Here is a 16276-nt window from a genome sequence, read left to right as displayed (position 1 = left end):
GGCGTTACTTCCCCGCCTTCTTTTCGAGCCGCATCAGCATCAGCCGCGCGCCGGCGAGCACGAAGAAGGTCAGCACGAACAACAGCAGGCCGAGCAGGATCAGGCCGGACTGATGCAGGCCGTCGCTCTCGGCGAATTCGCTAGCGATCGCCGCCGAGATCGTGGTGCCCGGCGCGAAGATCGACGACGAGATCCGGAACGAATTGCCGATGATGAAGGTCACCGCCATGGTCTCGCCGAGGGCGCGGCCGAGCGCCAGCATGATGCCGCCGATCACGCCGACGCGGGTGTAGGGGATCACGACGTTGCGGACGACTTCCCAAGTGGTGCAGCCCATGCCGTAGGCGGCTTCCTTCAGCACCGACGGCACGGTCTTGAACACGTCGACCGAGATCGCGGTGATGAAGGGCAGCACCATGATCGCAAGGATCAGCGCGGCGTTGAACAGGCTGAGATAGGACGGCGGACCGGCGAACACCGCGCCCAGCACCGGGACGCCCTCGAAGATCCGGATCATGAAGGGCTGGAAGGTGTTGGCCAGGAACGGGCCCAGCACGAAGAAACCCCACATGCCGTAGATGATCGAGGGAATGCCGGCGAGCAGCTCGATGGCGATGCCGATCGGGCGGCGCAGCACTTGCGGGCAGAGCTCGGTGAGGAACACGGCGATGCCGATGCCGACCGGAATGGCGATCATCATCGCGATGACGGAGGTGATCAGCGTGCCGTAGATCGGGCCGAGCGCGCCGAGCACCGGCGGATCGGCCGAGGGCGCCCAGCGCTGCGTCCACAGGAAGGCGAAGCCGTATTCCTTCATCGCCGGCCAGGCGCCGACGATCAGCGACAGGATGATGCCGCCGAGGATCAACAGGACCGAGATCGCCGAGATGCGGGTGATCCAATAGAAGGTGAGGTCACCGAGCTTGAAGGCGCTGAGGGCCTTGGCGCGATCGTAAGGTCCCGCGGCTTCCATCACATCGCTCTGAACAGCCATGTCTGCCACGCCAATCCCCTCTTTAGTATGCAAAAGCCACGCAAACCGCTACGCCCCGAAGCGATCTTCACCGACGCATTTGGCCGGGCGTCGTCGTTCCAGCCACGCCCCTTGAGGCGCGAACCCCGGCCTCGATCCCGCGCTTGTTGCCGCGGTGATGGAGACCGGGTCTTGGTCGCACAACCTGTGCCGCGATCGAGTCGGCGCAGGTCCTGCCGCAACGTCGGACTTAGCTCTTGATGTCCGAGGACCAAGTCTTCTCGATCAGCTTGACGACCGCGTCCGGCATCGGGATGTAGTCGAGCTCTTCGGCTGCCTTGTCGCCCTTCTCGAAGGCGTACTTGAAGAACTTGAGCGCTTCCTGCGAGGCCGCCTTGTCGGTCGAGTCCTTGTGCATCAGGATGAAGGTCGCCGCAGTGATCGGCCAGGAGGCTTCGCCCGGCTGGTCGGTCAGGATCACGTAGTAGCCGGGAGCCTTGGCCCAGTCGGCGTTCGACGCGGCAGCCTGGAAGGCAGCGATGGTCGGCTGCACGGTCTTGCCGGCCTTGTTGACCAAGCCGGTGTAGGTCAGCTTGTTCTGCTTGGCATAGGCGTATTCGACATAGCCGATCGCGTTCTTGGTCTGGCTGATGTTGCCGGCAACGCCTTCGTTGCCCTTGGCGCCGACGCCGACCGGCCATTCGACCGCGGTGCCGGAACCGACCTTGGACTTCCAGTCGGCGTTCGACTTGGAGAGATAGTCGGTGAAGTTGAAGGTGGTGCCCGAACCGTCCGAACGGCGCACGACGGTGATCGCATCGCCCGGCAGGGTCAGCTTCGGATTGAGCTTGGCGATCGCCGCGTCATTCCACTTGGTGATCTTGCCGAGATAGATGTCGCCGAGCACTTCGCCCGACAGGATCAGGTCGCCCGGCTTGATGCCTTCGAGGTTCACGACCGGGACGATCGCGCCCATCACCATCGGCCACTGGACGAGGCCGTCCTTCTCGAGCTGCTCGTGCTTGAGCGGCGCGTCGGTGGCGCCGAAGGTCACGGTCTTGGCCTGGATCTGCTTGATGCCGGCGCCGGAGCCGATCGACTGGTAGTTCAGACCGTTGCCGGTCTCCTTTTTGTAGGCGTCGGCCCACTTCGAATAGATCGGGAACGGAAACGTCGCGCCCGCGCCGGTAATATCGGCAGCGAAGGCCGACGTCGAAGCGGCGATCATGCCGGCTGCGACGATTGCTTTGATGAAATTCATGGGTTGTCTCCATCCAGTGAGCGAAGCGCCGAATGCGCCCGATCGCGCTCACGCCGGTCCATCTAGGAGCGGTCGGTGCTGCTTTTACGAAGGTTGGATGACAGTTGGATGACAACGCTAAGCAACTGAAAATGCTCAGCTTTGGGTTGGTAACGGGGTCTTCGGCCGGGGAAAACAGGCGGTAAAAGTGGCGCCGTTCTTCGGCACGCTCTCGATCAAAAGACGCCCGCGATGACGGTTAAGAATATGTTTCACCAGCGATAATCCAAGGCCCGTTCCGCCCTGGTTACGGCTGTCGCCGACGTCGACCCGGTAGAAGCGCTCGGTCAACCGCGGCAGGTGCTCCGGGGCGATGCCGGGGCCGAAATCCCGTACCATGACCCGGATTTCGGGGGTCCCCTCGCCCGATGCGCCCGAAACGGCCTGATTCAGCGACACTATGACGCGGCCCCCGGAGGCGCCGTATTTGAGGGCATTCTCGATCAGGTTCTCGAACAGGCGGAGCAGTTCCTCGCGGTCGCCCGCGATCATGACCGGGGCCTGAGGCAGGTCGACCTCGATCTCGACCTGGCGCTCGCTGGCCAGCGCCTCGAGCCCGTCGGCGACCTGGCGGATGATCGGCACGATGTCGATCGAGGCCTCGGGCCGCACATGGGCCGACAGCTCGACCCGCGACAGCGACAGCAAGTCGTCGATCAGCCGCGCCATGCGGGTCGCCTGGGTGTGCATGATGCCGAGGAAGCGCTCGCGCGCCCGCGCGTCCTCGCGCGCCGGCCCCTGCAGAGTGTCGATGAAGCCGGACAAGGCGGCGAGCGGCGTGCGCAGCTCATGGCTGGCATTGGCGACGAAGTCGGCGCGCATCTCCTCGACCCGGCGTAGCGGCGTCAGGTCGTGGAAGGTCATCAGCATGCACTTCTCGGTGCCGCCGAACTGGGTCGGCACCGGCACCGGCGTGATCACCAGTTCCATCCAGCGATCGACCGGAACGTGGTCGGTATAGGTGGCGCGGCGGGGCTCCGTGGTCGCGATCGCCTCGCGCAGCGCGGTGATAATCTCTGGCGAACGCAGGGCAAATTGCGCCAGTTCGTTCTTGCGCAGCGCCGGCGCGAGCTGCGCCGCGGCGGTGTTGAGATGGATGACGCGGCCGGCGCGATCGAGCAGCACGGCCGGATCCGGCATGCCGGCGACGACCGCGCTGACCGCGGCGGCCTCGACCGGATTGACGCCGCGGACATCCTCGCGCGAGGTTCCGGCATCATGCAGCCGCCATGGCACCAGCGCCGCGGCCGCGATGCAGACGAACACGGCGCAGGCACGCACCAGCGACAATTCGCCGAGCGCGACCACCACGCTCAACGCCAGCGCTGCGGCAAGCAGGATCAGCGCGGAATGGCGCAGCCGGTCGGGCCAGGGCGAGAAGATGGAGGAATGCGAATCGTCAATTGCCATCGCGGCGGCTTTCATCCCGTCGGTTCATGTCTCGCCCAGGCGCGGTCATATCGACCTACCCTCGGGAGGCATCCGGCCGCTTCGTCAGACCCCGGAGTCACCGCGCTTGCGAACCAGAACCGCCTCATGGTGCGGCTCGGCGCGGGGACCCGAATCAGCCTGCGGCAGCCGTTTGAGTCGGGCGCCGACGATAACCTCCCGAAACGTCAGCAAGATTACAGATATGACGAACGGCGCAATATAGTAGAGCAGCCGGAACAGCAGCATACCGCCGAGCAGGTCCTCGCGGTCCATCTGCCAGAGGCCGACCAGCATGGCGGCGTCGAACACCCCGAGGCCGCCGGGGGAGTGGCTGGCGAAGCCGAGCAGGGTCGCCGACACGAAGATGACCGCGACCACGACGAAGCCGAGATTTGGCTCGTCCGGCACCAGCACGTACATCGCCAGCGCGCAGAAGCCGAGGTCGAGGATACCGATCGCGATCTGCAGCAGCGTCAGCGGGCCGCCAGGCAGGGTCACGGTCCAAGGGCCGCGGCCGACCACCCGCGGCTGGGTCCAGACCCAGACTACATAGGCGACCAGCGCGGTGATGATCGCGAATGCCAGCGCCCGGTTGAGCCAGGGCGGCAGCTGGTCGATGTTGGCGGCCGCCTCCGGGTGGTAGGCGATGCCGAGCCCGAGCACCGCGGCGTTGCCGAGCCAGAAGGTGAGCCCGGCGAGAAAGCAGATCTTGGCGACGTCGATCGCGTTCAACCCCCACGCCGAATAGATCCGGTAGCGCACCGCGCCGCCGGTGAAGACGCTGGCGCCGACATTGTGGCCGATCGAGTAGGAGGTGAAGGCCGCGAGCGCGTTGATGCGGTAGGGCACATGGGCGTGGCCGATCGCGCGCACAGCGAACAGATCGTAGAAGGTCAACGTGAAGTAGCCCGCCGCGACGAACAGTCCCGCCAGGGCAATCTGCCGCGGCTCGGTGCTCTTGATGGCCTCGAGCACCTCGTTGGTGTCGATGCCGCGCAGCATGTGATACAGGACGTAGCAGGCGATGCCGATGACGGCGATGCTGATGACAACACCCAGCCGATGCAGGATTTGCTTCTGGCGCAGAAACGCCATCGCCCTGCGTATTGCTTCCAGCATCTAGACCTCGAATTGCGATCCCGCGACGACGGCTCCCGGGCGAACTCCGCCGGCGCTTCGCTGTGCCCTGGCCCGTGTAGCGCGTTTTAAACCGGAGTGGAATTCGTCAAAAGACAATAAAACGCGCATCTTCAAGATATTACGGATGATTCATGACAGCGGGTGCACAAATATGCGCGTTTCTCGCCGCCTTCGACAAGACTTGACATGCGCGTGCGGCAGTTAGCTAGCCCGCCGAACGGTCCGCAAGGCCATCCGGAAAACTACGGTGAAGCACCAGCACGGCCGAATAGAGAATGATCTTCCGTACCCGCCGGGAGGCGCTCGGCTGATCGTCAATCCCGCGCGGCCGTGACCGCGGCGACGATCTCGGCGGCATCGGGAAAATGTCCCTTGGCGCGCCGGGCGACGACCTCGTCGTCAAGCTTGACCTCGAAGATGCCGCCCTTGCCGGGGATCAGCGTCGCATCGACGCCGAGGCGCTCGCGCAATAGCGCCGCGGCCTCTTTCGCACGCTTCTCATAGCCGCACGGCCGGCAATAGGTGATCGAGACATTCCTCATGTCGCGCCCTCCTTGCTCTCATGCGGCATGGCGTTGCGCGGAGGCGGCCTCGACGCCGGCGATCCAGCCGGCCACAGAGCGGCCGATCGCCTCCGGATGATCCTCCTGCAGATAGTGCGCGCCCGCGCCGAGTTGAATGACCGTGCAATGCTTGAGCGTCTTGGCGAATTCGGCGGCAAAGGCCGGTGACACCAGCGCCCCGGGCGACCCCGCAAACAGCAGCTTCGGATAGGTCGATGCCGCGAGCGCCGCATGCGCCACCGTGAGCGCCTCTGCGACATCGGCCGGCTCGCCCGCGATCGGCAGTTCGCGCGGCAGCATCAAGGTCGGCTTGCGGCTCTCTCGCGTCGCAAACGGCGCGCGGTAGGCGGCCATCTCCTCCTCGCTGAGCGTGCGCAGGATCGAGCCGGGCAGCACGCGTTCGACGAACGCATTGTTGTCGAGGACCATCGCCTCGCCCACGCCCGGCGTGCGGAATTTCCGGAACGTCTCCCGCGCGGCGTCGTGCTGATGGAAGTCCGACCAATCGTGCATCGGGCGGATGAACTCCATGAAGGCGAGCCCGCGCACCAGCTGCGGACGGCGTGCCGCGAGGTGGAAGGCGAGCGCCGTGCCCCAGTCCTGGGCGACGAGATAGGCCGAGGTAATGCCGAGCTCGTCGATCAGCGCGTCGAGATAGTCCGCCTGGTCGAAGAAGCGATAGCCGATGTCGGGCTTGCCGGACCGGCCGTAGCCGATCAGGTCGGGCGCGATGCAGTGCCCGACGGGAGCGACCAGCGGCATGATGTTGCGCCAGATGTAGGACGACGTCGGATTGCCGTGCAGAAACAGCACGTGCGGCGCGTCGCTGCGGCCGGTCTCGCGATAGGCCATCGTGCTCCCGAGCACGGCGCGATGATGCAGGCTGATATCGGCGGATATGGTCATGGCAACTCCTTGAACACGGTTTGGAATGCGATCGTCTTGAAACGCGTCAGCGCGGCTTCGCTGCGTTCGACCTTCATGCGCAGCATCGCGCCCTGCCAGGATGCGAGCAGGAAATCGGCCAGCTGATCGGGATCGAAGTCGGAGGCGATCTCGCCCGTGGCCTGAGCCTCGGCGATGCAGGCGGCAAACGGCGCGCGCCATTCCCGGAAGATGTCGTCGAGCTGCTCGCGCAGCATCTCGCTCGAGCCCGACGCCTCGAGGCTGAAATCGCCGATCAGGCAGCCGCGCGTGAAGCCGTCATGCGCGAGCTTGCCGGTGATCAGATCGAGATAGCTTCTCAGCCTTTCGCGCGGCGTCAGCGTCAGGTCGCCCAGCGCCTCGGCGACGAGGCCGCGCACATAGAGGAAGTAGCGGTCCAGCACCTCGGACGCGAACAGCTCCTTCGAGCGGAAATGGTTGGTGAAGGAGCCCTGCGGCGCGCCGGCGGCGGCCGTGACGTCGCGAACGCTGGTGCCGTGATAGCCGGTCCGGAACATTTCCTTCAGGCCGGCGTCGAGGATGGCATCGCGGAGAGAGGGTTTTGGCATAGACGCCATTTAATACGTACGCACGTATTGATGTGAAGCGCTAAAACGAATGCGGCTCGCCCGGCGCTTGGCGACGCCGCTCAGGCCTGTCGGATCCAGAGGTTGAAGTCAGCTCGCGGGCTTGCTGCGCGAAACCACCCAGTCGCGCAGCCAGGAGCCGATCGCGCAGCCGACGAGATAGAGCGCGAACATGACCAGGAAGAGATCGAGCCAGTAGCCGAACCGGCCGGGCACGATCCGCGCGAACGACGCCGCCACCAGCGCGGCGGCGAGCAGTGCCAGCCAGCGCATCCAGACCTTCGAGACGCCCTGCGCCCGATGCACCACCGCGATCCAGCCCATGCAGAAGCCGAGCAGCGCCGCGCCGAGCAGCCAACCCCAGAAGAATGTCGCGAGCACGGTCATCGCTACTTCACCACGAATTCGATGCGGCGGTTCTGCGCCTTGCCGTCTTCACTCTCGTTGCCGGCCAGCGGCTGCGTGCTGCCATAGCCGATCGGCGTGAAGCGGCTGGCGGGCAGACCGGCGCGCACGAGGTAATCCACCACGGCCTGCGCGCGCCGCTCCGACAGCGCCTGGTTGGCGACCTCCTCGCCGTCGCTGTCGGTATGGCCGGCGATCTCGATCGTCGCATTGGGGCAGCGCAGCGCGGTCTCGATCAGGCGGTCGAGCAGGCCGGCGGAATCCGGCACGATGTCGGCCTTCCCCGACTCGAAGCGGATCTTGCCCTTTGAGAGAATTTCGGAAAACAGCTGCTGGCACACCGTGGGATCGACCGGGGCCGCCGCCGGCTTGACCGTGACCTCGGCCTTGTACTGCCAGCCTTGCGGAAAATCCCTGCCGAGCCCGTCGCGGATCTGGCCGGCGGCGGCATCGTAGAGCGCATCGCCCGACAGCTTCACCTCGCGGTCCGATACCACCAGCGTTCCGGTCGACAGCCGCGACAGCGCGCCGAGCGCGGGCACCACCGCGGCCGCGAAACCCGACGGCGCGCCGATGCTGGCCTTGAGATTGTCGACCACCTTCTCGCTGAAGAACTTGCGGCCGGCGGCCGCGACCAGCGCGGCATGCACGTTGTTGTCGGGGACGTAGCCGGTCAGCGTCAGCGTAACCGCGACCGGGTCCTTGTAGGCCTGGAACACGTAAGGCGGCGCCTTGATGTCGTTGGCGGCGATCGAATAGCCTTCCGGCAGGTTCTTCAGCGCCGCGGCGACCGCTTCGCGTCCGCCGAGCTCGCGCGCCATGCCGGCGAGGGCAACCTTGTTGTCGGTCAGCGTGATCTTGCCTTCCTTCAGCTTGCCGATCTGGTCGAGCAACAGCAGCGCCGCCGCGTCGAACCGCAACGGCGCGCCGCGGGCGAGCACCATCTGATCCACCACCTCGACACCGCCGAGACTGGCCTTCGCGGCCTCGGTCAACTTGCCCTTGCTCGACGGCAGCGGTGCATTGCCGCCGAGCGTGACCCGCACCACGTCGCGTTCGGCGGACCAGACAAAGGGCTTGGCTTCGGGAACAAGGCGGGTCTCGTCGTTCACCAGCCGCACGCCGGGCACGGCTTCGACCGACGCCACCGCGCTGAGGCGGCCGTCTTCGGAGAAGGCGTTGGCCGCGAACGTCACGTCGCGCCCGTCGACGCTGATGCGGCGCTTGTCGAGGACAGTGTCCTTCAGTGCGGTATTAGAGCGCGCGGCAAGGTCCGCTTCGACCGTTGTGGTGCTGGTCCAGGCCGCAACACCCCAAAGCACGACCAGTGGAATCACCCCCGGCCACCACTTGCTACTCCACTTGAAAAGTCCGTGCATTCAGCGTCCTGCGGGTCGGGAACCAGAGAGAAAACAAACCCTTGGCTGACTGTCAAACCCCAAATGACGCCCATGGCGGGGGCGCCATGTCGGACCGGGATAACAGTTTCTTCAGTGGTCTTTCGCTAAGTTTGCCGCGGAATGCAAATCGGCCGGCCGCGCCCTCATGAAACAACTCCGCAACACTGTGATCCGTGCCGGCATGGAGGCGTTGTATTTCTCGGGTGCGCATATCCTGCTGCGGCCGATCTTCGCCGGCGTCGGCGCCATCTTCATGCTGCATCACGTCCGCCCGCGGCGCGGCGACGCGTTCCAGCCGAACCATCATCTCGAGGTCACGCCGGACTTCCTGCGCGCGATGCTGACGCATCTGCGCGCGCTCGACGTCGACGTGATCAGCATCGACGAGGCGCATCGCCGTCTCAGCGAACGGAATTTCGCGCGACGCTTCGCCTGCTTTACCTTCGACGACGGCTATCGCGACAACCGCGATTTCGCGCTGCCGGTGATGCGCGAGTTCGGCGCCCCGTTCACGGTCTATGTCGCGAGCGATTTCGCCGAGGGCTGCGGCAGATTGTGGTGGATCGCGCTGGAGCGGGTGATCGCGGCGGCGTCCGCGATCGAGGTGCCGATCGACGGCACCATGACGCGGGTCGACACCGCGACGGCACCGGCCAAGCGCACTGCTTTCGGCCGCATGCACGACTGGCTGCGTTCACTGCCCGGCGAGCAGGAGATGCAGGCCGAGATATCAGCGCTGTGCGCCCGTCACGGGGTCGACGAGACCGGCATCGCGCGCGAGCTCTGCATGTCCTGGGACGAGTTGCGCGGCTTTGCCGACGACCCGCTGGTGACGATCGGCGCGCACACCATCACCCATTGCAATCTCGCCAGGCAGAGCGAGACCATCGCATCGTTCGAGCTCGCGACCAGCCGGGCGCGGATCGAGGATGCGCTGCAGCGGCCGGCATTGCATCTCGCCTATCCCTATGGCGACCGGATCGCCGCCGGGCAGCGCGAATTCGCCCTCGCCCGGTCGATCGGCTTTCGGACCGCGGTGACGACGCGGCCGGGCATGCTGTTTCCCGAAAGCGCCGACCATCTGACCGCGTTGCAGCGGGTCTCGCTGAACGGCAATTACCAGGACGCGCGCCTGCTGCCGGTGCTGACATCAGGCGCCGCCACCGCGGTGTGGAACGGCTTTCGCCGCATCGACGCGGCATGATCCGCCTTCCGTAGCCCGGATGCAGCGAAGCGTAATCCGGGACAGTCGCATCCGCGGATAGCATTTTCCCGGATTTCGCTTCGCTGCATCCGGGCTACCGATCCCTTCCCTCTCCTTGACTCGCTCCCCGACCGCGCCCAGAACCACTGGCAACGCAATGGAGGAGCGCATGTTCAAGGATCTGTTTTCGCTGAAGGGCCGCGTCGCACTGGTGACCGGGGGATCGCGCGGCATCGGCAAGATGATCGCGGCCGGCTTCCTCGCGCAGGGTGCCGCCAAGGTCTACATCACCGCGCGCAAGGCCGGTCCCTGCGAGGCGACCGCGCAGGAGCTGTCCGCCGCCTATGACGGCGAATGCATCGCGCTGCCGATCGATATCTCGACCGTCGAGGGCTGCGAAAAGCTCGCGGGCGAGATCATCAAGCGCGAGCCGAAGCTCGACATCCTCGTCAACAATGCCGGCGCCGCCTGGGGCGCGGACTTCGACGAATTCCCGGAGAGCGGCTGGGACAAGGTGATGAACCTCAACGTCAAGTCGATCTTCTTCCTGACCAAGGCGCTGGCCAAGCCGCTGCGCGCGGCGGCGACGCACGACAGGCCGGGCAAGGTGATCAACATCGCCTCGATCGACGGCATCTTCGTCAACCCGATGGAGACCTATTCCTATGCCGCGAGCAAGGCCGCGGTGATCCATCTGACGCGCCGCATGGCGACCCGCCTGGTCAAGGACAACATCAACGTCACCGCGATCGCGCCCGGCGCCTTCAAGTCGGACATGAACCGCGCCGCGCGCGACCACGCCGACGAGGTCGCCAAGCGCGTGCCGGCGAAGCGCGTCGGTACCGACGAAGACATGGCGGGCACCGCGATCTACCTCGCCTCGCGCGCCGGCGACTATGTCGTGGGCAACACCATCGCGGTCGATGGCGGCGTGGTCTACGCGACGGCAGGGCTGGAGATCGCGGGCTAAGCGGGCCGCGCGACCGACCTACGGCAACGGCTCCGCCGAAGGGCGGGACCGTTTTTGTCGCTGGTTCACCTGCTTCCATAGAGCCGCCCCTCTGGCGCATGTCATTCAAATGCATTACATTGGATGCGAGTGAAGGAGATCGCTATGGCTTCGAATGCCCTGGTCCAGACCCGCATCGATGCGGAGGTAAAGGAAAAGGCCACCGAGGTTCTGGAGAACATGGGTCTCACGGTGTCCGACGCCGTGCGGATCCTGCTGACACGCACGGCCAATGAAGGAATGCTTCCACTGGAGCTCGTGAGCAACAGCCAGGCTTACGACAGCTGGTTTCGCGAGAAGGTGCACCAGGCGTTGGCGGATACCCGGCCCGGTCTCGATGATTCCGAGGTCGAAGCGCATTTCGCGCAACGCCGCGCCGCTGCGCTTCGAAAAGCGACAGGGCGTAAGCGGTGAAACTCGTCTGGTCGCGCTTCGCGTTATCCGATCGCGACGACATTTTCAGCTACATCGAGGCCGAGAATCCTCGTGCGGCGGTCCATGTTGACGAACAGATTGCCGATGCTGCGCGGCGCCTGCTCGACTTTCCTGACAGTGGCCGGCCCGGGCGCGTCGCCGGCACGCGCGAGTTGGTCATCCCGCGCACACCTTATGTCGCAGCGTACCTTGTCGACTGCGAGACTGTTCGCATCTTGCGCGTGCTTCACGGCGCGCAGATGTGGCCCGACGAACTTACAAATGACGATTGAGGCCGGGCTCCGTACCGGCATCTGACCAAAAGAAAGGGACGAGCCCGGGACCTTTTCGGCTCGCCCCTTCCTGTTCTCTCCCTGCGGAAAGAAACTCTTAGGTCACGATGCGATTCTCGCATCGCGACCTAATCTGTCGCTTGAGCATGATCTCTTCGGAAAACCGCTTCACACTTTTCCGGATCATGCTTGCGCCGATCAGCTCTCGATCCTCACATATTCGAAGTCGCCCGGCTTGTTGTCGATGCCGACCTTGGGCGGCGAGATCCAGGAGGCGAACTGGCCGGGTTCGGTCACCGGCTTCATCAGCGAGGCGATGAAGTCGCCGTCCGCGGTCGACGGCAGCCAGTCGTTCTTGCGCTTGGCCCAGGTGGCGTCGTCGATCAAGAGGCCATCGGGCGTCGCATGGACGTCCTTGAACTCGCCGATCTGGCGGTGGAAGGCGGTGTTCGGCACCGCGAGCTTGTAGTCGATGCCCGCGGTCGAGATCACCTTGTTCCAGCGCAGCATGCCCTTGACGCAGTCCTGCGTGTAGTCGTCGCGCAGCCGCATATTGAGCGCGGTCAGCGCCGGCTCGTCGACCATCTTGATCTGGCCGTCCACCATCTTCATGACCGGATAGGTCGAGCTCTTGAGCTGGTGATCGTCGTCGATCGTGGTCTCCTTGTAGCGGCCCTTGATGCCGGCGTTGAAGGCATTGGCCGCATTGGTCGACACTTCCGAGCCGAACAAATCGAGCGACAGCGAATAATGCAGGTTCAACTTCTTCTGGATAGTCGGCAGGTCGATCACGCCAAGCGCGCGGATCTTGGCGATGTCGTTGGGATCGGTGATACCGGCTTCCTTCATCGCATCACAGGTGCGCTGCACGACGCGGGTGATGCCGGTCTCGCCGACGAACATGTGGTGGGCTTCCTCGGTCAGCATGAAGCGGCAGGTGCGCGACAGCGGATCGAAGCCCGACTGCGCCAGCGAGTGTAGCTGCATCTTGCCGTCGCGGTCGGTGAAGTAGGTGAACATGAAGAACGACAGCCAGTCCGGCGTCGCCTCGTTGAAGGCCCCCAACATGCGCGGGCTATCCGCGTCGCCCGAGCGGCGGCGCAACAAATCATCAGCCTCCTCCCGGCCGTCGCGGCCGAAATACTTCTGCAGCAGGTAGACCATCGCCCAGAGATGGCGGCCTTCCTCGACATTGACCTGGAACAGGTTGCGCATGTCGTAGAGCGACGGCGCGGTCTTGCCGAGATGGCGCTGCTGCTCGACCGAGGCCGGCTCGGTGTCGCCCTGGATCACGATCAGGCGGCGCAGCATCGCGCGGTGCTCGCCCGGGACTTCCTGCCAGGCCGGCTTGCCGTAATCTTCGCCGAACGGGATGACGCGGTTCTCTTCCTGCGGCGCGAGCAAGATGCCCCAGCGATATTCGGGCATCCGCACATAGTCGAACTTGGCCCAGCCGCGCGGATCGACCGAATAGGCGGTCCGCAGATAGACGAGCGATTCCTGGAAGCCGTCCGGACCCATGTCGCTCCACCAGTCCATGTAGCCGGGGTGCCAGCCCTCCAGGGCTTTGAGCACCTGGCGGTCCTCGGCGAGATTCACGTTGTTCGGAATCTTGGTCGAGTAATCGACGTTCATGATGTTCATGTTCATGGCAGCCTCCTTTTCATCCTGGCTCGCATCTTGCTCCGCCGTCATCCTGAGGAGCGCGTAGCGCGTCTCGAAGGATGCTTGTCTGGCGGTCTTGCTTCCAATCATCCTTCGAGGCTCGCTCGCGCTCGCACCTCCAGCGACAATGGCGAAGCCATTGCGCGGGGATGACGGCGGTGTTTGCTCTAAACCCTCGTCATGTCGAATTGCGCCTTCTGGCCGGTGCCGTAGCGGCGCAGCGCGCCGTCCTCACCGACCGCGTTCGGCCGCTGGAAGATCCAGTTCTGCCACGCGGTGAGGCGGGAGAAGATCTTCGATTCCATGGTCTCGGGACCGACGAAGCGCAGATTGGCTTCCATGCCGGTGAGGCCGTCGGGCGAGAACGAGGTGCGCTCCTCGAAGAACACGCGGACCTCGTCGTCCCAGTCGATGTCGTCGAGCGCGAAGGTGACGAGACCGAGCTCCTCGGCCTCCTCCGCGTCGAGCGCCTTGCCGATCAACGCCTGCGCGCGCTCCAGATCCGACGGGTCGGCCTGGAAGCGCGATTGCAGCCGGGTCAGGCCGTGGCTCATCGGATAGGGCCCGAAATTCATCGCCGTCAGTTCGATCGCCGGCGGCGGGCGGTTGTCGCCCTGCTTCTGGCCGATCAGCATGTAGGAGCGGTCGGCGGCGAACACGAGCTCGGCCAAAGTGCCGACGAAGCAGGAGCCGGGCTCGACCAGCGTCACCAGCGTGCGCGAGGTGACGTCGATGCGCTTGAGCACGCGCTTCCAGTAATGCCTGACCTCGTTGACCAGCCAGTGCGCCTTGTTGGCCTCCAGGAACGCGTCGTAGGACACGACATTGGCGCGGTCGCCATGGCTCTTGAACACCAGCATCGCGATCTCGAGCTCGTTGATGCGCAGATGCAGGATCGCGTCATCGAGCTCGCGGGCGACCTGCAGCGGCCAGAACGAAGCGCCCTGCGCGATCATGCCGTCGATGTCGGCGGGCGCCGTGATCTCCGGCGCCTTGATCGAGATAGTGGCGATGCGCGCGGCGCGATCGATGTCGACGCTGACGAAGCCGTAGCGGATGGCGCTGTCGTCGATGGTGCGCGTCAGCGGCGCCAGCGCAATGCCTTTGCCTGCGCCGTTGCGCTTCGACCTGGCGGCGAATTCCTTGACGCGCTCGGCCAGCTTGCTCTCAAGCTTGGAGTTCGGCGCAATCTCGTCGACCAGGCGCCAGGAGACGGCGCGCTTGCCCTTGATGCCTTCCTCGATGGTGCAGAAGAAATCGGCATGGTCGCGGCGCACCTTGCGCTTGTCGACGACGCGCGTGAGCCCGCCGGTGCCCGGCAGCACCGCGAGCAGCGGCACTTCGGGCAGTGCGACGGCGGCAGCGCCGTCATCTGCCATCATGATGTGGTTGGTCGCGAGCGCCAGCTCATAGCCGCCGCCGGCCGCGGTGCCGTTGACGACGGTGATGAAGCTCTGCCCGGAATTCTCGCTGGAGTCTTCCAGGCCGTTGCGCGTCTCGTTGGTGAATTTGCAGAAGTTGACCTTGTGGGCATGGGTCGAGCCCGCCAGCATGCGGATATTGGCGCCGGCGCAGAACACCCGGTTCTTGCCCGAGCGCATCACCACGACCTTGACCTCGGGATGTTCGAAGCGCAGCCGCTGCACGGCGTCCGCAAGCTCGATGTCGACGCCGAGATCATAGGAATTCAGCTTGAGCTGATAGCCCTCGAACAGGCCGGCATTCTCGTCGACGTCCATGGTCAGCGTCGCGACGTCGCCGGCGACGTCGAGCTTCCAGTGCCGGTAGCGCGACGGATCGGTCTGGAAGTCGATGTACTTCGCCCCGCCTGCAAGGACGCGATCGTCACCAGCCATGGGCCACCCTTATCTGTTGTCTTGCTGTTGTTCGTTTGAAGGTTCGTCGTCGAGGTCTTCATGCACAATAATGCATGTTTTCGATCTGGTCTAGTTCAAAACGCAAAAACATGCATTTTGTTTCATGTTCACGAAATTCATTTGCTCGGCCAATGGCCTGGCACCGGCACCAAAGGTCAGGCGGCCAGTGCCCGGTCGTCGCGGAGCGCCGCCCTGGCGAATTCGGTGACCGCTTCGAGCGTGACTGAGGGCGCCTCGCGATGCGGCGAGTGGCCGGCGCCAGCGATCGCCACGACGTCGACCGGGCAGTAGCACTCGTCCTGGGCGATCCCGACCTGGCGCATCGTGCCGTAGTGGTCGTCCGCGCCCTGCACGATCAGCACTGGCACGCGGATATAGGCGAGATATTCGGAGATATCCCAGTCGCGGAATGCCGGATCGAGCCAGGCGCCGTTCCAGCCATAAAAGGCGTTGTCGACGTCCTTGTGCCAGCGCGCCAGCTTCTCCTTCAGATTGGTGGTCTCATACGCCGTCTTGATCTCGGCGATCGACTTCACCGAAATGTCCTCGACGATGAAGTGCGGCGCCAGCAGCGCGAGGCCGTGCAGGCGATGATCCTGATGCGCGCCGGCATAGATCGCCGCGATCGACGCGCCGTCGGAATGACCGAGCAACAGGCCGCGGCGGAAGCCGATCCGGTCGAGCAGCCGCGGCAGCACGTCGAGCGCCTCGCGATGCATGTAGTCGACCGGACGCGGCAGCTTCGCCGGCGACGACGCGCCGTAGCCCGCGCGCGAATAGGCAAACACGCCGGCGCCGGTCGCCGCCTGCAGCTTCTCGGGAAAGTCGCCCCACAGCCCGACGCTGCCGAGGCCTTCGTGCAGCATCACGATGGTCGGCGCGGTCTCGGGTGAGGGACCGATCATGCGGTATTCGAGCTCGGCGCCGTCGATGCTGAGGAAGCCTGTGGGGTTTAGGTTTTGCATGATGGACCTTCCTCGTCGTCGTCCCTGCGAAAGCAGGGACCCATAACCGCAGGCTTTAGTCGTTGCACCAAAGCCGTCGAACAGCATCTCTCAAAACAAAGGCCGCGGCGTATGGGTCCCTGCTTT

16 protein-coding genes are annotated in these 16276 nt (G+C 64.9%); 4 read left to right on the top strand and 12 right to left on the bottom strand.

All coding sequences use genetic code 11. The features are described 5' to 3' along the window. Window positions 1-4: 4 nt before the first annotated feature. The 9 genes from pstC to ACE10X_RS04760 form a co-directional block, all read right to left on the bottom strand. A complete protein-coding gene (gene pstC, locus ACE10X_RS04800; protein ID WP_038384873.1) occupies window positions 5-994 on the bottom strand; it encodes a phosphate ABC transporter permease subunit PstC in 990 nt (329 codons plus the stop codon). A gap of 229 nt (window positions 995-1223) precedes the next feature. Next, window positions 1224-2234 carry a phosphate ABC transporter substrate-binding protein PstS gene (gene pstS, locus ACE10X_RS04795; protein ID WP_038384874.1) on the bottom strand — a complete coding sequence of 337 codons (1011 nt, stop codon included), beginning with the start codon at window positions 2232-2234 and terminating at the stop codon, window positions 1224-1226. Window positions 2235-2369: 135 nt separating this feature from the next. Then, a complete protein-coding gene (locus ACE10X_RS04790; protein WP_038384878.1) occupies window positions 2370-3683 on the bottom strand; it encodes an ATP-binding protein in 1314 nt (437 codons plus the stop codon). An 84-nt stretch (window positions 3684-3767) separates the two neighbouring features. Beyond that, window positions 3768-4823 carry a lysylphosphatidylglycerol synthase domain-containing protein gene (locus tag ACE10X_RS04785; RefSeq protein WP_026192163.1) on the bottom strand — a complete coding sequence of 352 codons (1056 nt, stop codon included), beginning with the start codon at window positions 4821-4823 and terminating at the stop codon, window positions 3768-3770. A gap of 335 nt (window positions 4824-5158) precedes the next feature. Further along, window positions 5159-5386, bottom strand: a complete 228-nt coding sequence (locus ACE10X_RS04780; protein WP_375764058.1) for an Rdx family protein — start codon at window positions 5384-5386, stop codon at window positions 5159-5161. 18 nt (window positions 5387-5404) lie between these two features. Further along, entirely contained in the window at window positions 5405-6313 is a 909-nt protein-coding gene (locus ACE10X_RS04775; RefSeq protein WP_038384876.1) for a haloalkane dehalogenase, read from the bottom strand. Then, window positions 6310-6900 (bottom strand): TetR/AcrR family transcriptional regulator, encoded by a 591-nt coding sequence (locus tag ACE10X_RS04770; protein WP_038384877.1) that lies wholly within the window; start codon window positions 6898-6900, stop codon window positions 6310-6312. The genes ACE10X_RS04775 and ACE10X_RS04770 overlap by 4 nt, the downstream gene beginning before the upstream one ends. Window positions 6901-7008: 108 nt before the next feature. After that, entirely contained in the window at window positions 7009-7305 is a 297-nt protein-coding gene (locus ACE10X_RS04765; RefSeq protein ID WP_028340517.1) for a hypothetical protein, read from the bottom strand. 2 nt (window positions 7306-7307) lie between these two features. Next, window positions 7308-8702: an OmpA family protein gene (locus ACE10X_RS04760; RefSeq protein ID WP_304557460.1), complete on the bottom strand. Its 1395-nt coding sequence runs from the start codon at window positions 8700-8702 to the stop codon at window positions 7308-7310. A 166-nt stretch (window positions 8703-8868) separates the two neighbouring features. Between ACE10X_RS04760 and ACE10X_RS04755 the strand changes: the two genes are divergently transcribed. From ACE10X_RS04755 to ACE10X_RS04740, 4 genes are all read left to right on the top strand, one after another. Next, window positions 8869-9927: a polysaccharide deacetylase family protein gene (locus ACE10X_RS04755; RefSeq protein ID WP_038384879.1), complete on the top strand. Its 1059-nt coding sequence runs from the start codon at window positions 8869-8871 to the stop codon at window positions 9925-9927. A 169-nt stretch (window positions 9928-10096) separates the two neighbouring features. Continuing rightward, window positions 10097-10897 carry an SDR family NAD(P)-dependent oxidoreductase gene (locus tag ACE10X_RS04750; RefSeq protein WP_038384896.1) on the top strand — a complete coding sequence of 267 codons (801 nt, stop codon included), beginning with the start codon at window positions 10097-10099 and terminating at the stop codon, window positions 10895-10897. 144 nt (window positions 10898-11041) lie between these two features. Next, complete coding sequence (locus ACE10X_RS04745) at window positions 11042-11350, top strand: type II toxin-antitoxin system RelB/DinJ family antitoxin (RefSeq protein ID WP_038384880.1); 309 nt, start codon at window positions 11042-11044, stop codon at window positions 11348-11350. Next, window positions 11347-11643, top strand: coding sequence for a type II toxin-antitoxin system mRNA interferase toxin, RelE/StbE family (locus ACE10X_RS04740; protein ID WP_038384881.1), 297 nt, complete (start codon window positions 11347-11349; stop codon window positions 11641-11643). The genes ACE10X_RS04745 and ACE10X_RS04740 overlap by 4 nt, the downstream gene beginning before the upstream one ends. 198 nt (window positions 11644-11841) lie before the next feature. Here ACE10X_RS04740 and boxB read toward each other — a convergent pair whose 3' ends face one another. From boxB to ACE10X_RS04725, 3 genes are all read right to left on the bottom strand, one after another. Beyond that, the gene (gene boxB, locus ACE10X_RS04735) at window positions 11842-13293 is read right to left on the bottom strand and encodes a benzoyl-CoA 2,3-epoxidase subunit BoxB (RefSeq protein WP_038384897.1); all 1452 of its coding nucleotides are present in this window, start codon (window positions 13291-13293) and stop codon (window positions 11842-11844) included. A 182-nt stretch (window positions 13294-13475) separates the two neighbouring features. Further along, a complete protein-coding gene (gene boxC / locus ACE10X_RS04730; protein ID WP_038384882.1) occupies window positions 13476-15164 on the bottom strand; it encodes a 2,3-epoxybenzoyl-CoA dihydrolase in 1689 nt (562 codons plus the stop codon). 176 nt (window positions 15165-15340) lie between these two features. After that, window positions 15341-16150, bottom strand: coding sequence for an alpha/beta fold hydrolase (locus tag ACE10X_RS04725; protein WP_375764057.1), 810 nt, complete (start codon window positions 16148-16150; stop codon window positions 15341-15343). Between the last annotated feature and the right edge of the window lie 126 nt (window positions 16151-16276).

This window comes from Bradyrhizobium sp. Pha-3, from assembly GCF_042258325.1.
Lineage (GTDB): Bacteria > Pseudomonadota > Alphaproteobacteria > Rhizobiales > Xanthobacteraceae > Bradyrhizobium > Bradyrhizobium elkanii.
Note: the sequence above shows the minus strand (reverse complement) of the source record. Positions and strands in the feature narration are given on the sequence as shown.

Bases quoted from the DNA above. Each gene is read 5' to 3' on its own strand.
- ACE10X_RS04780 (WP_375764058.1), bottom strand. From the start codon at position 5,386: ATGAGGAATGTCTCGATCACCTATTGCCGGCCGTGCGGCTATGAGAAG.
- ACE10X_RS04770 (WP_038384877.1), bottom strand. From the start codon at position 6,900: ATGCCAAAACCCTCTCTCCGCGATGCCATCCTCGACGCCGGCCTGAAG.
- ACE10X_RS04785 (WP_026192163.1), bottom strand. From the start codon at position 4,823: ATGCTGGAAGCAATACGCAGGGCGATGGCGTTTCTGCGCCAGAAGCAA.
- ACE10X_RS04750 (WP_038384896.1), top strand. From the start codon at position 10,097: ATGTTCAAGGATCTGTTTTCGCTGAAGGGCCGCGTCGCACTGGTGACC.
- ACE10X_RS04775 (WP_038384876.1), bottom strand. From the start codon at position 6,313: ATGACCATATCCGCCGATATCAGCCTGCATCATCGCGCCGTGCTCGGG.
- ACE10X_RS04755 (WP_038384879.1), top strand. From the start codon at position 8,869: ATGAAACAACTCCGCAACACTGTGATCCGTGCCGGCATGGAGGCGTTG.
- ACE10X_RS04790 (WP_038384878.1), bottom strand. From the start codon at position 3,683: ATGGCAATTGACGATTCGCATTCCTCCATCTTCTCGCCCTGGCCCGAC.
- ACE10X_RS04760 (WP_304557460.1), bottom strand. From the start codon at position 8,702: ATGCACGGACTTTTCAAGTGGAGTAGCAAGTGGTGGCCGGGGGTGATT.
- boxB (WP_038384897.1), bottom strand. From the start codon at position 13,293: ATGAACATGAACATCATGAACGTCGATTACTCGACCAAGATTCCGAAC.
- boxC (WP_038384882.1), bottom strand. From the start codon at position 15,164: ATGGCTGGTGACGATCGCGTCCTTGCAGGCGGGGCGAAGTACATCGAC.
- pstC (WP_038384873.1), bottom strand. From the start codon at position 994: ATGGCTGTTCAGAGCGATGTGATGGAAGCCGCGGGACCTTACGATCGC.
- ACE10X_RS04745 (WP_038384880.1), top strand. From the start codon at position 11,042: ATGGCTTCGAATGCCCTGGTCCAGACCCGCATCGATGCGGAGGTAAAG.
- pstS (WP_038384874.1), bottom strand. From the start codon at position 2,234: ATGAATTTCATCAAAGCAATCGTCGCAGCCGGCATGATCGCCGCTTCG.
- ACE10X_RS04765 (WP_028340517.1), bottom strand. From the start codon at position 7,305: ATGACCGTGCTCGCGACATTCTTCTGGGGTTGGCTGCTCGGCGCGGCG.
- ACE10X_RS04725 (WP_375764057.1), bottom strand. From the start codon at position 16,150: ATGCAAAACCTAAACCCCACAGGCTTCCTCAGCATCGACGGCGCCGAG.